Origin of the sequence: Clostridium facile (assembly GCF_014297275.1) — a bacterium.
In the GTDB taxonomy this organism is placed as follows: domain Bacteria; phylum Bacillota; class Clostridia; order Oscillospirales; family Ruminococcaceae; genus Massilioclostridium; species Massilioclostridium facile.
Genome location: NZ_JACOQK010000001.1, coordinates 1,243,950 through 1,256,282, shown reverse-complemented (window position 1 = coordinate 1,256,282; position 12,333 = coordinate 1,243,950). Strand labels below are relative to the sequence as shown.

The window sequence follows — 12,333 nt, the reverse complement described above, 5'->3', positions numbered from 1 at the left end:
AGAATAAGCTTTTTGTTATAATAATTGTAAACTTAAAAATAAATAGGAGTTTACAATTATGAAAATGAGTATAAAAACAATGTGTGTAATCGCTATTATGACAGCTGTTATTTGTGTAGTGTCCCCATTTTCTATTCCCATTCCTGGTGTAGTACCAATCTCATTGGGTACACTAGGGGTTTACATTGCCTCCAGTTTGTTAGGGGCTAAAAAAGGGTTTATTGCTGTATTGTTGTATCTGATAATAGGCGCAATAGGACTTCCAGTATTTGCTCAGTTTACAGGAGGAGTCTCCATTATAGCTGGACCAACGGGAGGATATATGGTGGGCTACCTCTTGATGGCTTTACTGACTGGATGGTTTACAGATCACTCAAATAATATTGTCTGGAAAATATCTCTTGGTATGGTATTAGGAACTTTAGCTTGTTATTTGTTGGGAACAATATGGTTGGCTTATACTATGAAATTAGATTTGATAGCAGCGTTATGGGCAGGCGTGATACCATTTATTCCAGGGGATATTGTAAAAATTGTTTTATCGGTTTCTTTGGCAAAAGTATTGCGTCCACAGCTGTCCCGATTTTTATCTTCAACCCAAAAAACTACCGCAGTATAATATTCTATAAAAATCCTGCTGATTAGCTCAGCAGGATTTTTATATTGTTTTTGTATGGTAAAACCGAGAATAGAAAATGAATTTATGCGTTATTTTTTATGAAAAATGGTTTTCTGTAATTCGTACAATGCTATGATCATATAGAATAAATAATTTGGATTGTAAATATTGTAGGAAAAATAAGATGTATTTTATTTATTTTTACAATTATTTTATTTTTTTATTTATTCAAAATTATTTAAATTTATTCCACTAAAATAATAAAATAAACCTTTATTTTTTGGGGTGATTGCAGTATAATAAATCTTTAGAAGGGAAGTTTTACCCTGTTTTTGTACTTTTTTACTTGAAGAAAATGAATCAATCAAAAAAATAAAATTACGTTCTATTTTTAGTCAAACTACGTCCTTCAAGATCGAAAAAAAGTACGGTATAATAGTGATAAACGGTTGTGATAAATAATTAACAACCGATATTAGATTTTTTTACACATAGGAGGAAGTTAACATGGTAAGAAAAGGTTTTAAAATGCAGTTGTTCCCAGGACAAGAAGCTGAGTATGAAAAACGTCATAACCAACTGTGGCCAGAAATGAAAGAAATGATCCACAATTACGGTGGCCATAACTATTCTATCTATCTGGATAAAGATACCAAAGTTCTCTATGGCTACATTGAAGTAGAAGATGAAGCCAGATGGGCAGAAAGCGCTAATGACCCTGTATGTAGAAAATGGTGGGATTTTATGGCTGATATTATGGAAACAAATCCGGACAACAGCCCTGTTTCAATTGATTTACACCCAGTATTCCATTTAGATTAATTTATCGCTTTACCCGCGTTTTACGCAGATAAGGAGGCTTTATTATGATAGGAAAAATTCAAATTCCAGATACTGACCTGGTTGTTTCTCCCATCGGTTTAGGTACTGTAAATGCAGGTACCGCTTGGGATGGGGAAGAAGGATTTGCGATTCTGGAAGAATATATTAAAATGGGAGGAAACCTCATTGATACCGCCCGCGTTTACTCCGATTGGATTCCAGGAGAAATCGGACGTTCCGAACGTGTTATTGGTGATTGGATTGCACATCGTGGCCATCATGATGATTTTGTACTGATTACCAAAGGAGGGCATCCACCTCATGAAGATACTTCCATTAGCCGTATGACAAAAGCTGATATGGAACATGACTTGGAATTGAGTCTAAAAGCTCTTCGTGTGGACTGTATTGATGTTTATATGTATCATCGTGATGATACCAATCAATCTGTAGCGGATTTGATCGAAGTAATGCAAGAATTTGTAAATCAGGGAAAAATTCGTTACTATGGTTGCTCCAACTGGTCTGTATCCCGTATGGAAGAAGCAATGGCCTATTGTAAACAGAAAGGTTACAGAGGCTTTGTAATGAACGAAATGTTCTATAATATTGCATCCGATACTATGAGCGAACCAGAAGATCCAACCTTAGCAATTATGGATCAAGAAATGATTCGTTTCCATAAGAATTATCCTGTACTTGCGGTTCCATACTTTAGTGTTTGTAGCGGATTCTTCCATAAACTAATTAATAAAGGTCCTGAAACAGTTCAGGATAGCCCATATTATACACCAGCAAATCTGGAGTTAGCCAAAAAAATCCAAGGAATTGCAGTGCGCCATAACGCATCAATTTCTCAAGTATTATTAGGATTCTATTTCCAACAAGGCTTCCCAGTTTGTCCATTAACCGGAGTTCATTCTACTGCTCAGTTGAAAGACGCTATGGGGACTTTAAATGTGGAGTTTACTCCAGAAGAGTTTGCAAAATAGTTATTTAATGATTAAAAAAAACAGGTATCTGAATATTTCAGATACCTGTTTTTTGTTGTCTTTAGGCTTAACAAAACCTTGGCGAAATAAGAAACTTTTACAGTGAAAATTTCATTCTGCTTGAGAATGAAATTGAAGATTTCGGAAAAAGCAATTTGAGAATTTTGCATACAGTTTTCTTTCCTCATAAGGGTACGGAAAGAAAACCCGATTTAGTTTACCAGTAGCGGAGAATGCGATGGTCGTCTTTCAATACCCCTACCAGGGGTCTGAACAAATCACTAGTTTACTAGTAGTTTTGATTTGGTTAAATAAAATTTTAGCGCTGTTAGTGGCAGAAAAGTTTATTCGCTTTAAAAATTATTTAGTAAACAGTTTATTTTCAAGAAATACAATATTAGAATACAAAAGCACCCGAATGAAAAAAATCTGTTTTTATCAAATTTGATTTTTATTAGAATTGATAAGCCTTATCAATAGTATCTCTGTTTTATAACTAACTCTAAAGAATTGAGGAAAAATACGATACGCTTTATGGATATAAGCAAAAAACAGGAAAAATTTATTTTTAAAACAAAAGATATAATCACATACTATGTTACACTTTATATCCATTTTATGATTAGTTTTTATGGGATTTGTATTCCTCTCCCCAATTTTGCATTGCTTCTAAAATTGGTTTTAAACTTTGACCGAGTTCAGTCAAGGAATATTCTACCTTAGGTGGCACTTCGGCATAAACTTTTCGATTTACTAACCCATTGGCTTCCATTGTCCGTAATTGAGCAGTCAGCACTTTTTGGGATACATTACCCAAAGATTTTTTTAATTCTCCAAATCGTTTTGTTCCTGGCATCAGGTCACGTAAAATCAATACTTTCCATTTATCTCCGATTAACATTAAAGTTGTTTCCACTGGACAATCTGGTAAATCTTTTCTTTCTGTTTGTTCTGTCATAAATTCCTCCAAAAAATAAATAGATCTATCATCTAAATAACTCTAATAGTTTCTTTTTGGTAACTATAGCACAATAAAGTGCGTACTTTACAAAATTAAACTACAGCTTTATTATAAAGTTATAGAGGCAAAAAGTCAAGCCTTAAATTGATATGGAGGTTATTGTTATGAACAAAACTAATTTTACACTGGTGAAACTTACAAAAGGCGAAGTAAATATCTATGATTTTGGAAATATCAAGTTACATGCCTATAAAACCAATGATTTTATTGATGATGAAGTGTTTATTATTGAAAAAGAAGGAAAAACGGTTATTATCGAATCTCCTTGCTTTTTTGATAACAATCAGGAACTTACAGATTATTTAAAAGGAATGGAAGTTGTAGGAATATTAATAGCGTATCATGGAGCGGGAGCTACTTTCTTACCTAATGTACCAAAATATGCAACACAAAATGCGATTGAGTACTCTGAGAATGGAGGTGGCAAAGCCTTAATAAATCAATTTAGTAATGCTTTTGGTGAAATTTTTGATAGCTCTATACATCGTATTACAAATATATTAACAGAAGGGAAAAACAGGATAGGAGAAATTGATTTTATAATACATCCAACAACAGAAGCCTTTGATATTGAAATTCCGGAAATTAATCTGGTATATACTCATATGCTTGGACATGATTGCCACTCCATTGTCGCTGGTGTAACCCATGCGGATGTTATAATTGCTCAGCTAAAAGAATATTTGGAAAAAGGTTATACAATGATTTTAACATCCCATTATACACCAGAAGACTTAAAAGATGTGCAGGCTAAAATTGATTATATAGAAAATCTTAAATCTATTGCGCAAATGGCGGACAGTGCAGAAGAGTTTAAAAAAGAAATGCAGAAACAATATCCGGAGTATAGTGGAGAAAATTATTTGGATATGACAGCAAATTTTTTCTTTGCATAATGTAAATTCTAGATTTAAGGTGTTTTATGGATTAGTAAGATAAAAATAATTTAAGGCATAGCTTAATGAGCTATGCCTTATTGGTTAAAAATATTAGTAGAACTCGATTCCTATTCGTTAGGCTACAAATAAATCTTTTACTTTATATGCGCGGAACAAAAATAAAATAGTTAATACAAATAATACAACACCTAAGACAGGTAGGGCTATAATTAAAATTTGACATAGAGTTTGTCCCAAAGCCGCATTTACTGTTATAAAATTTTGGAACATTGTAGCGTAATCTAAAATGAGATAGAATAAATATTTAATCCACATTGCAGATGTAATAAGTCCTGCTGCGCCAACCGTTAAAGAAAGGATATATCCTGTTTTAGAACGTTGTTTAATTCCCCTTGTGGCCAGAAAAATTGGTAAAAGGAAAACCAAAGCAAAAATTGGAGAAAGGATAAACGGAGAAAGCAACAACACTAAAATAGAACATAAAAGAAAATAACGATAAAATCCTGTGATTTTAGATGTTTGTCCAGAAAAATCACCATATGCTGCAGTTAAATAAGTAAGATATCGATTAATTGTATCACTTAATGTTTTTGCATTCATACTGGGACGAAAATAATTTTCTACCAAAGCATTTCCTTTATTTACAAGGGAATCATATACTTCTTGATACTGTTCATCAATCGTAATGGATTGATAATCTGCCTTGATTTGATCTAGTTTTTTACAAAATTTATCTCGTTTATTCTGTAACAGATCAAAATGTTTGATTTTTATATTTAGTTCCTCAATAATATTCAACAATTCGATTGGATTCATTTGGTATCCTCATGTTTTGATTGATTTGATTTTGTGGCTTTATTTTTGTCATCACGGATTACTTTTGGAATAGAAATTGCCATGGTAGCAAGGATAATGCCCCAAAATAGTATTAAAAAAATAATGGACGATACATGCATATTTATTACCTCCTATTGCTTAGATAATTCATGCTGGTATGTTTTCCGTAACATACGTAGCGTCATAATAAAGCCAAAAATAAATACGACAATAATCATACCACGGCCTAAATTAGTCCATAAAGCATAGATAGCTGGATCCCCACCTTCTGGTACAATACCTGTCCAAGAGAAGAAACCGTTTTTGGCGTTTTCAATTGTTGCATTTACAATTACCAGTAATAAAATTGCTGGTGTGATAATACGAATAAATACTGTAACAACCCAAGAAGGTACTTTTGCTTTTGCACCAGAGTTAATTCCTTCCAATGTTTTTTGTGGTTTTACAAACCAACCTACAATAATTAATTCGATAAATCCTAAGAACAATACCAAATAACTACCTACCCAGGAATCCAGGGTTTCGAAGTAGATTTGAGTTGCGCCATTGCTTAACATTGGTTCTAGAACAACTGGGATACCAATTACAATCAATGAAACAAAGGCAACCCAAGAGGCAACTTTACGAGAAGAATGCAATCCTTCCTCAATAAATGTAACCAGATAGTTAAACAGTGCCAAGGCAGAGGTAAATCCCGCAAAGAATAGCAAGAAGAACCAACAAGCACCTACAATATTACCCAATGGCATATTCATAAATGCATTTGGAAGAGAAATAAACGAGAAACCAATGCTTCCACCTTGCAATAAATCATCTCCCATAAATACATAGGCGAGAGGGACTACTGCGGTAGAAGCTAATACAACTTCCGCAAATTCATTTAAAGATACTGTAGCAATAGAAGATACGACAATATCATCGTCTTTTTTTAAGAAGGAAGCATAGTTTGAGATAAGCCCCATCCCTAAAGATAAAGTAAAGAAGATTTGCCCACAGGCAGCTAAAATAACGCTCCAGTTTACTTTAGAGAAATCTGGATGCCACAAAAAGTCTAACCCTGCAATTGCGGTTAAGTTAGGTGTTTCTGGGCGTGCTTGGGTAAACAAAGCAAAACACGCCAATACAATGCCGAAAATATATAATGTTGGCATCATTATTTTAGACCAGGCTTCAATCCCTTTTTTGATTCCTTTACTTGCAGCCACAGCTAACAATAACGCTGCGATTACCCAGAAGCCAATAGCTTGGACTGGATTGGAAATTGCCGATTGGTATGCAGCTGTTAAATCTGCTCCATGTCCTAATTGGTTAAACAAGGATTGTACCGCATAGTTGAGGGACCAACCTACAATGTGGTTATAATAAGAATTGATTAATACAGGAATAGCAAATGCCAATGCACCACAGATAGTACCAATTGCTAAAGCAGTTTTTGGCTTTACTTTTTCTCTTGCTTGTAAGTAGATCATTGGTCCGATAGTTCCATGGCCATGCTGTCCGCCAAAACGTCCTAAATGCCACTCTGTAATCATAATCGGCAAACCAACAACTACTAAAGCGATGAAATATGGTATCATAAATGCGCCGCCACCATATTCTGCTGCCATACGTGGGAATCGCCAGAAATTGCCTAATCCCACCGCGTTTCCAGCCATGGCTAAAATCAAGCCAAGCTTAGAGCCCCATTCACCGCGGTGATGGGTTCCTTTTTGTTTTAACTTTTCCATAATTGAATACCCCTATTTTGTTAGATATATGAATATATTCTATAATATTTTTTAATAAATTGCAATAGAAACATTACATAAATTCTGTTTAATAAGAATAAAATACAAAATTTTGGTATAATCGCACGAATTATATTTTACTTTTTTATGAAATAACACTTACAAAATAGCAAATTCTATTGAGTTAAACGCAATGTCTTGTTATAATAAAAGCGGAATAATTAACGACAAAAAATGATTTTAGTATTTAAGATAGATTTGATTGAGGTGTAAAAATGAAAAGAAGGATCATTTGCTTGTTGCTTTGTGTATGTATTAGTGTTATGTTAGCAGGATGTGGGGGTTCTGGTGACGCTACAGGAAAGTTGATGAGTTATAGCTTAACAGATGACCCACAAAGCCTTGACCCACAGGTAGCATCTGATTATAATTCCATGTTAGTCATCCAAAATATTTATGAAGGACTGCTGACGAAAGAGGAAGATGGCAAGTTGTCCGAGGGCGTTGCAACAAGCTATGATGTTTCTGATGACAAAATGACCTATACTTTCCATCTTCGTTCTGATGCAAAATGGATGCACCGTTATAAGAATGACCCAGAAGATGGAACAGAAAGTTATAATACTCCGGTAACAGCATATGATTTTCAATTTGCTTTCCGCAGATTATTAAATCCCAATACGAATTCTCCTTTTGCGGCAAACTTTTATTGTATTAAAAATGCAAAGGCAGTCCATGAAAATGGGCTTTCGGTTGATCAATTAGGGGTAGTAGCGGAAAACGATACCACCCTTACAGTTTATTTAGAAGCACCAAATGCGATGTTTTTAGAACTGATGACAACAACGCCAGCAATGCCTTGTAATGAAACATTTTTTAATGAAACAAAAGGAAGATATGGTCTGGACTTAGAGCACACCCTTTCCAATGGCCCTTTCTATATGAAAGAATGGTCTGTAGAGCATTATGTGCGTATTCGTCAAAATCCAGTATACCAATCTGCTTTGCCAACAGTAGCTTCTGGTGCTAATTTGACGATCCGTACTTCAGAAGAGGCGCTGGAGGCGTTAAATAGTGATACCATAGATATTGGTATTTTAACAGCGAAAGAGTATTCACAGCTTTCCTCTAAGGACTTTGTTTCCAAAGATTTTGAAAATACAGTATGGGGACTGGCGTTTAATACAGAAAGACCAGAATGGAGTAATCAGGATATTCGGATGGCATTTATGATGAGCATAGATCGCAGCCAATATGAGTCGTATTTACCAGAATCTACTGTAAATACCAATGCTGTTGTCCCTTCTTCTGTTAAGATATTGGATCAATCGTACCGAGATCTTCCAGAGTCAGCTATTCCAAATTATTACAATATAGAACAAGCAAGGCAACATTTACAAAACGGCTTAGCTCAATTGAATTTATCTGATATTAATCAAAAAGAATTGATTGTACCAGAGGAAGTTGAAACGTTAGTACAACAGATTTCCCAGCAATGGCAAAGTAATTTAGGAGTTTATTTTAAAATTACTGGTTTATCCGATAAGGAATACCAGCAAGCTTTAAAGACAAAAAATTATGATTGTGCTTTAATTTCTGTTACCAATACAGGAAGTTCTCCAGAAGATATGTTATCTCAATTTTTGGATGGAGAGCAGGTGCAAGATTCTTCTCCTGCATTTGTTCAGGCAATGAATCAGGCAGAATCTGCTGTGAGTGTAGATGATATGGTATCAGCCTGCCAACAGGCGGAACAGATTTTGTTATCTGGCTCTGTATTTTTACCATTGTATTTTCAAAAAGAATATTTTGTTACTCGTACTGGGGTGGATCATCTGGTGTTTGATTCTGCTGGACGTCTGATCCAATTTAAATATGCGACAAAACAAAAATAGAATATGAGGTGACCATGAATGAAATGCGGGGTATCTACAGCGTGCTATTATCCAGAGCCCACAGAAAATGCGTTATATGAATTGGTTTCCCATCAGGTTCCATACATTGAGATTTTTTTAAATACTTTTTCAGAACTAGAAGTTCCGTTCGTGAAAAGGTTACAGGAGATATTAAAACAGGGGATGACACAGGTAGTTTCTGTGCACCCCTTTACTTCTGGTATGGAACCACTTTTATTTTTTAGTAATTATAAAAGGCGTTTTGAGGATGGGGTTTGTCTATACCAGCACTATTTTGAATTTTGTAATAGGATAGGGGCAAAATATTTGATTTTTCATGGGGCGCATAAAGATGTTTTGTGTGAAGACAACCTATATTTTGAACGGTTTGATAAACTGAACGAGTATGCAAAATCAGCTGGAATAGAATTGTTACAGGAGAATGTTGCCCGCTGTAAAAGTCGTAATATTGATTTCATCCAAAGAATGAAACAACAACTAGGGGATTCTGTCCATTTTACTTTGGATACAAAGCAGTGTATTCGCAGTGAAGTATCACCAATAGAAATGTTAAAAGTAATGGGAGAGCAAGTACGCCATATTCACTTTAGCGACCGGAAAGGACAACAGGATTGTTTGTTACCAGGCAAAGGGGATGGAAAAATTTTGGGGCTGATTCCCATACTTAAAAAACAAAATTATCAAGGAGCTGTCTTTATTGAGGTATACCGTAAAAGTTATCAGGAGTATTCTGAGATTATACAAGGATATCAATTTTTAGAAAGCTATATGGCAAATTTGCTATAAAACGGCAATACCAATTGTGGACTTTAACGAAAAACGGGTTGCAAAAACGTTTTTGTTGTTTAAATAAAACAAATTGTCGTATTTTTACGAAGTGTTGATTTATTTTATAGAAATATTTTCCATATTGTATAATTTTTAAAATGAAAACAAATAAGTGGTAATCGAATTTAGCAATAATGTTGAATGTTTGTGAAAAATAAATAACATAACGCCTATAGCGTTTAAATATTTGTTGATTGTTGTCGAATAAAATTAGTGGATTATTGTGGAAAGCTGTTATATAATAGTGCCTGGAAAAATTAAAACGCTTTGGGAGGAAAAGCAATAATGAATCAGGACAAAATTATTAAAACTATTTTATGTGATGGACAACATAACTATGAAATGACACACCATGCTGTAAAGGACGTAGATATGGGAGAATTTACTGAATATGGTATTCGTATTACAGAAATTACGACAGGACAGTTAGTGTATGAATGCCAAAACCTATCTGAGTCTGAAGAAACAACATGGTGTTTTCTTTCTTTGCTGGCAGAAAATGATGTTGACATTTGTCACATTGATGATGTACTCTATGATTTTTTAGTAGAAACCACATCAATTTATTGAGAAAAAGATTGTATTTTTCCAATTTTTATGATACTATAAAAAATAGAATAGATTTTTATTCAAACCTATCGGTTAGTGAAAATAGGTACTATTTTATTTTACTTATGCGCATAAAAGCGCAACGTAATAAAAAATAGAATAAGATTTTTATTTAAACCTATCGGTTAGCGAACATGGATACTATTTTATTTGTTGACAACACATTTTTAACAGAACCAAATATTTAATTATTACAATGTATAATTAGTATGGTATTAAATTAGACTGATATAATATATGGTCTGATAGAATTTGTTGTAGTATAAACACTTCATTGTTTTACTAGTTTACTATAGTAAATATTATTTTGTTTCTATCAATTTAAAGTGTAGCAGAATAAAATAGCACTGTGTTATATGTATTATTTTAATGAAAAAAATTTTATTTTGTTATGGCAGATTAGCTTAAAGAGTTAGTTTCATAAAAAGGGGAGATGTTCCAGTGAAATGCCCGTTTTGTGGTTATAATGAAAGCAAAGTGATTGATTCCCGTCCAACAGAAGAAGGATCTAAAATTAGGCGTAGAAGAGAATGCATCCAATGTGGTGGACGTTTTACTACTTATGAAATAATTGAAACTACACCGTTAATGGTGGTAAAAAAAGACCATTCCCGCCAGCCTTTTGACCGTCAAAAACTATTAAACCGGTTATTAAGGGCATGTGGAAAGCGTCCAGTTTCGATTGAAATATTGGAAAAGGCAGTTGCTGATATTGAGGCTTCTCTGCTTAATTCATTTGTTCGGGAAGTATCATCCAATGATATTGCCGAGTTGGCAATGCAAAAACTAAAGGATATTGATCTAGTAGCATATATCCGATTTGTCTCGGTGTACCGTGAGTTTTCTACTTTAGATGAATTTATGGAAGAGTTAAAAAGCTTGAAATAGTTATAATATATTGAAAAGAATAGGAATTTCGGCATCTCTCATATCCAACATCAGTTGTTGGATGTAGCTTAACCTGGAAGAGAACTCCGCATAATCTGTGCGTTGGAGGTATTGTTCTAATTCAGAAATTGTTTTGCTAATTTCATCTATATTATTATGGCGGATATATAATGTTAAATAACGGTGTTGCCGTTCCCAAAAGCCTGAGAGCTGATAATTCAGTTCTTGGGCTTTTGTTATATTGTTTTGGTCCAATGCGGTTTGTATGTTGGTGGTGTATTCCTCTACCTGGTCTGTCACAAAATTTAAATGCCACAGACCAACTAAACTGATCGTTAAAATAACAGTAATAATCCCTAACGAGACAAATAACCGCTTCATGATATAGCCTCTTTTCGAATAATCTGATAGGTTTGTTGGGGTGTAGTTGTCATAATAAAAACATCCTTTTGGGATAAATGTTTTTTCTTTAAAATTTCGTTTATCCAATTTGGATCAATATGATATTTTTCTATATTTTCTTTTACTAAAATGCCATCACTGATAACGATAGTAGGAGGGATTTCTTCCTGTACTTCCAAATTCAACATATTGGCTGTAATAGTTTGGCTCGCTCCTTTTTTTACCACGCTAATTTTGCCATTGGTTTCTACCAGAGCATATAATACTTCTGATACGTTAAAAATATCTTTGGAACGTAGACCTTCCATCAAGTCATCAATAGAGAACCGCAGCTTTTTTAATTCTTGTTGCTTTAGAACTCCATTTTCAATGATGACTACCGGACTTCCAGAAATAAATTTACGCAGCTTTTTCCATCTTAAAGTAAAGACAGAGAGGATAATCTCAAAACAAACTAAAATTAAGATAGGGACAGCTCCTGCAAGCATGGGGATATTGGTATCTTCGATTGGTAGGATTGCCATATTGGAAATCATCATTGTTATAACCAATTCTCCAGGTTGTAATTCACCAATTTGGCGTTTTCCCATAAAACGCATACAAAATATAATTAGAATATATAACAGAATTGCGCGGATCATAACAATCAACATACCAAAACCTCCTTTACTCCTTTTAGTATACCACCTATCGAGCGAATAAATGCAATAGTATTATGTATAATTAGAATCAGATGAAACAAGATAACAACAAACTAGAGAATAGGAGGATAG

General features: G+C 34.0%; 14 protein-coding genes. 8 read left to right on the top strand and 6 right to left on the bottom strand.

What is annotated here, in order from left to right:
* Positions 1-58 precede the first annotated feature (58 nt).
* The 3 genes from H8Z77_RS05295 to H8Z77_RS05285 all read left to right on the top strand — a co-directional run bounded on the left by H8Z77_RS05295 (position 59) and on the right by H8Z77_RS05285 (position 2,433).
* The gene (locus H8Z77_RS05295) at positions 59-619 is read left to right on the top strand and encodes a biotin transporter BioY (RefSeq protein WP_069989132.1); all 561 of its coding nucleotides are present in this window, start codon (positions 59-61) and stop codon (positions 617-619) included.
* Positions 620-1,126: 507 nt separating this feature from the next.
* Positions 1,127-1,441: an L-rhamnose mutarotase gene (gene rhaM, locus H8Z77_RS05290; protein WP_069989131.1), complete on the top strand. Its 315-nt coding sequence runs from the start codon at positions 1,127-1,129 to the stop codon at positions 1,439-1,441.
* Positions 1,442-1,485: 44 nt separating this feature from the next.
* Positions 1,486-2,433, top strand: coding sequence for an aldo/keto reductase (locus H8Z77_RS05285; RefSeq protein ID WP_069989130.1), 948 nt, complete (start codon positions 1,486-1,488; stop codon positions 2,431-2,433).
* A 622-nt stretch (positions 2,434-3,055) separates the two neighbouring features.
* On the opposite strand, the gene H8Z77_RS05280 is transcribed toward H8Z77_RS05285, so the two are convergent.
* Positions 3,056-3,391, bottom strand: coding sequence for a winged helix-turn-helix transcriptional regulator (locus H8Z77_RS05280; RefSeq protein ID WP_186996389.1), 336 nt, complete (start codon positions 3,389-3,391; stop codon positions 3,056-3,058).
* A gap of 167 nt (positions 3,392-3,558) precedes the next feature.
* Here H8Z77_RS05280 and H8Z77_RS05275 point away from each other — a divergent pair, with 167 nt between their 5' ends.
* The gene (locus tag H8Z77_RS05275) at positions 3,559-4,350 is read left to right on the top strand and encodes a hypothetical protein (RefSeq protein WP_069989128.1); all 792 of its coding nucleotides are present in this window, start codon (positions 3,559-3,561) and stop codon (positions 4,348-4,350) included.
* A gap of 117 nt (positions 4,351-4,467) precedes the next feature.
* Here the strand turns inward: H8Z77_RS05275 and H8Z77_RS05270 are convergent, their stop codons facing one another.
* From H8Z77_RS05270 to H8Z77_RS05260, 3 genes are read right to left on the bottom strand one after another with little or no spacing between them, the layout of a single operon-like run.
* Positions 4,468-5,169, bottom strand: a complete 702-nt coding sequence (locus H8Z77_RS05270; protein WP_186996388.1) for a hypothetical protein — start codon at positions 5,167-5,169, stop codon at positions 4,468-4,470.
* On the bottom strand, positions 5,166-5,309 hold the full coding sequence (locus H8Z77_RS05265) for a hypothetical protein (RefSeq protein WP_159427380.1): 144 nt from the start codon (positions 5,307-5,309) through the stop codon (positions 5,166-5,168). The genes H8Z77_RS05270 and H8Z77_RS05265 overlap by 4 nt, the downstream gene beginning before the upstream one ends.
* 12 nt (positions 5,310-5,321) lie before the next feature.
* Positions 5,322-6,917 (bottom strand): sodium:neurotransmitter symporter family protein, encoded by a 1,596-nt coding sequence (locus tag H8Z77_RS05260; protein WP_186996387.1) that lies wholly within the window; start codon positions 6,915-6,917, stop codon positions 5,322-5,324.
* Between the two features lie 275 nt (positions 6,918-7,192).
* Between H8Z77_RS05260 and H8Z77_RS05255 the strand changes: the two genes are divergently transcribed.
* From H8Z77_RS05255 to nrdR, 4 genes are all read left to right on the top strand, one after another.
* Positions 7,193-8,812, top strand: coding sequence for a peptide ABC transporter substrate-binding protein (locus tag H8Z77_RS05255; RefSeq protein ID WP_186996386.1), 1,620 nt, complete (start codon positions 7,193-7,195; stop codon positions 8,810-8,812).
* A gap of 18 nt (positions 8,813-8,830) precedes the next feature.
* Positions 8,831-9,619 carry a sugar phosphate isomerase/epimerase family protein gene (locus H8Z77_RS05250; protein WP_186996385.1) on the top strand — a complete coding sequence of 263 codons (789 nt, stop codon included), beginning with the start codon at positions 8,831-8,833 and terminating at the stop codon, positions 9,617-9,619.
* 327 nt (positions 9,620-9,946) lie between these two features.
* Positions 9,947-10,231, top strand: a complete 285-nt coding sequence (locus tag H8Z77_RS05245) for a DUF6514 family protein (RefSeq protein ID WP_186996384.1) — start codon at positions 9,947-9,949, stop codon at positions 10,229-10,231.
* 480 nt (positions 10,232-10,711) lie between these two features.
* The gene (nrdR, locus tag H8Z77_RS05240; RefSeq protein ID WP_069989122.1) at positions 10,712-11,158 is read left to right on the top strand and encodes a transcriptional regulator NrdR; all 447 of its coding nucleotides are present in this window, start codon (positions 10,712-10,714) and stop codon (positions 11,156-11,158) included.
* Here nrdR and H8Z77_RS05235 read toward each other — a convergent pair whose 3' ends face one another.
* Entirely contained in the window at positions 11,159-11,539 is a 381-nt protein-coding gene (locus H8Z77_RS05235) for a DUF4363 family protein (RefSeq protein WP_069989121.1), read from the bottom strand.
* Positions 11,536-12,213, bottom strand: coding sequence for a DUF421 domain-containing protein (locus tag H8Z77_RS05230; protein WP_069989120.1), 678 nt, complete (start codon positions 12,211-12,213; stop codon positions 11,536-11,538). The genes H8Z77_RS05235 and H8Z77_RS05230 overlap by 4 nt, the downstream gene beginning before the upstream one ends.
* Between the last annotated feature and the right edge of the window lie 120 nt (positions 12,214-12,333).

Coding starts and splice junctions, on each gene's coding strand:
- H8Z77_RS05295 (WP_069989132.1), top strand. CDS start 59: ATGAAAATGAGTATAAAAACAATGTGTGTAATCGCTATTATGACAGCT.
- rhaM (WP_069989131.1), top strand. CDS start 1,127: ATGGTAAGAAAAGGTTTTAAAATGCAGTTGTTCCCAGGACAAGAAGCT.
- H8Z77_RS05285 (WP_069989130.1), top strand. CDS start 1,486: ATGATAGGAAAAATTCAAATTCCAGATACTGACCTGGTTGTTTCTCCC.
- H8Z77_RS05280 (WP_186996389.1), bottom strand. CDS start 3,391: ATGACAGAACAAACAGAAAGAAAAGATTTACCAGATTGTCCAGTGGAA.
- H8Z77_RS05275 (WP_069989128.1), top strand. CDS start 3,559: ATGAACAAAACTAATTTTACACTGGTGAAACTTACAAAAGGCGAAGTA.
- H8Z77_RS05270 (WP_186996388.1), bottom strand. CDS start 5,169: ATGAATCCAATCGAATTGTTGAATATTATTGAGGAACTAAATATAAAA.
- H8Z77_RS05265 (WP_159427380.1), bottom strand. CDS start 5,309: ATGCATGTATCGTCCATTATTTTTTTAATACTATTTTGGGGCATTATC.
- H8Z77_RS05260 (WP_186996387.1), bottom strand. CDS start 6,917: ATGGAAAAGTTAAAACAAAAAGGAACCCATCACCGCGGTGAATGGGGC.
- H8Z77_RS05255 (WP_186996386.1), top strand. CDS start 7,193: ATGAAAAGAAGGATCATTTGCTTGTTGCTTTGTGTATGTATTAGTGTT.
- H8Z77_RS05250 (WP_186996385.1), top strand. CDS start 8,831: ATGAAATGCGGGGTATCTACAGCGTGCTATTATCCAGAGCCCACAGAA.
- H8Z77_RS05245 (WP_186996384.1), top strand. CDS start 9,947: ATGAATCAGGACAAAATTATTAAAACTATTTTATGTGATGGACAACAT.
- H8Z77_RS05235 (WP_069989121.1), bottom strand. CDS start 11,539: ATGAAGCGGTTATTTGTCTCGTTAGGGATTATTACTGTTATTTTAACG.
- H8Z77_RS05230 (WP_069989120.1), bottom strand. CDS start 12,213: ATGTTGATTGTTATGATCCGCGCAATTCTGTTATATATTCTAATTATA.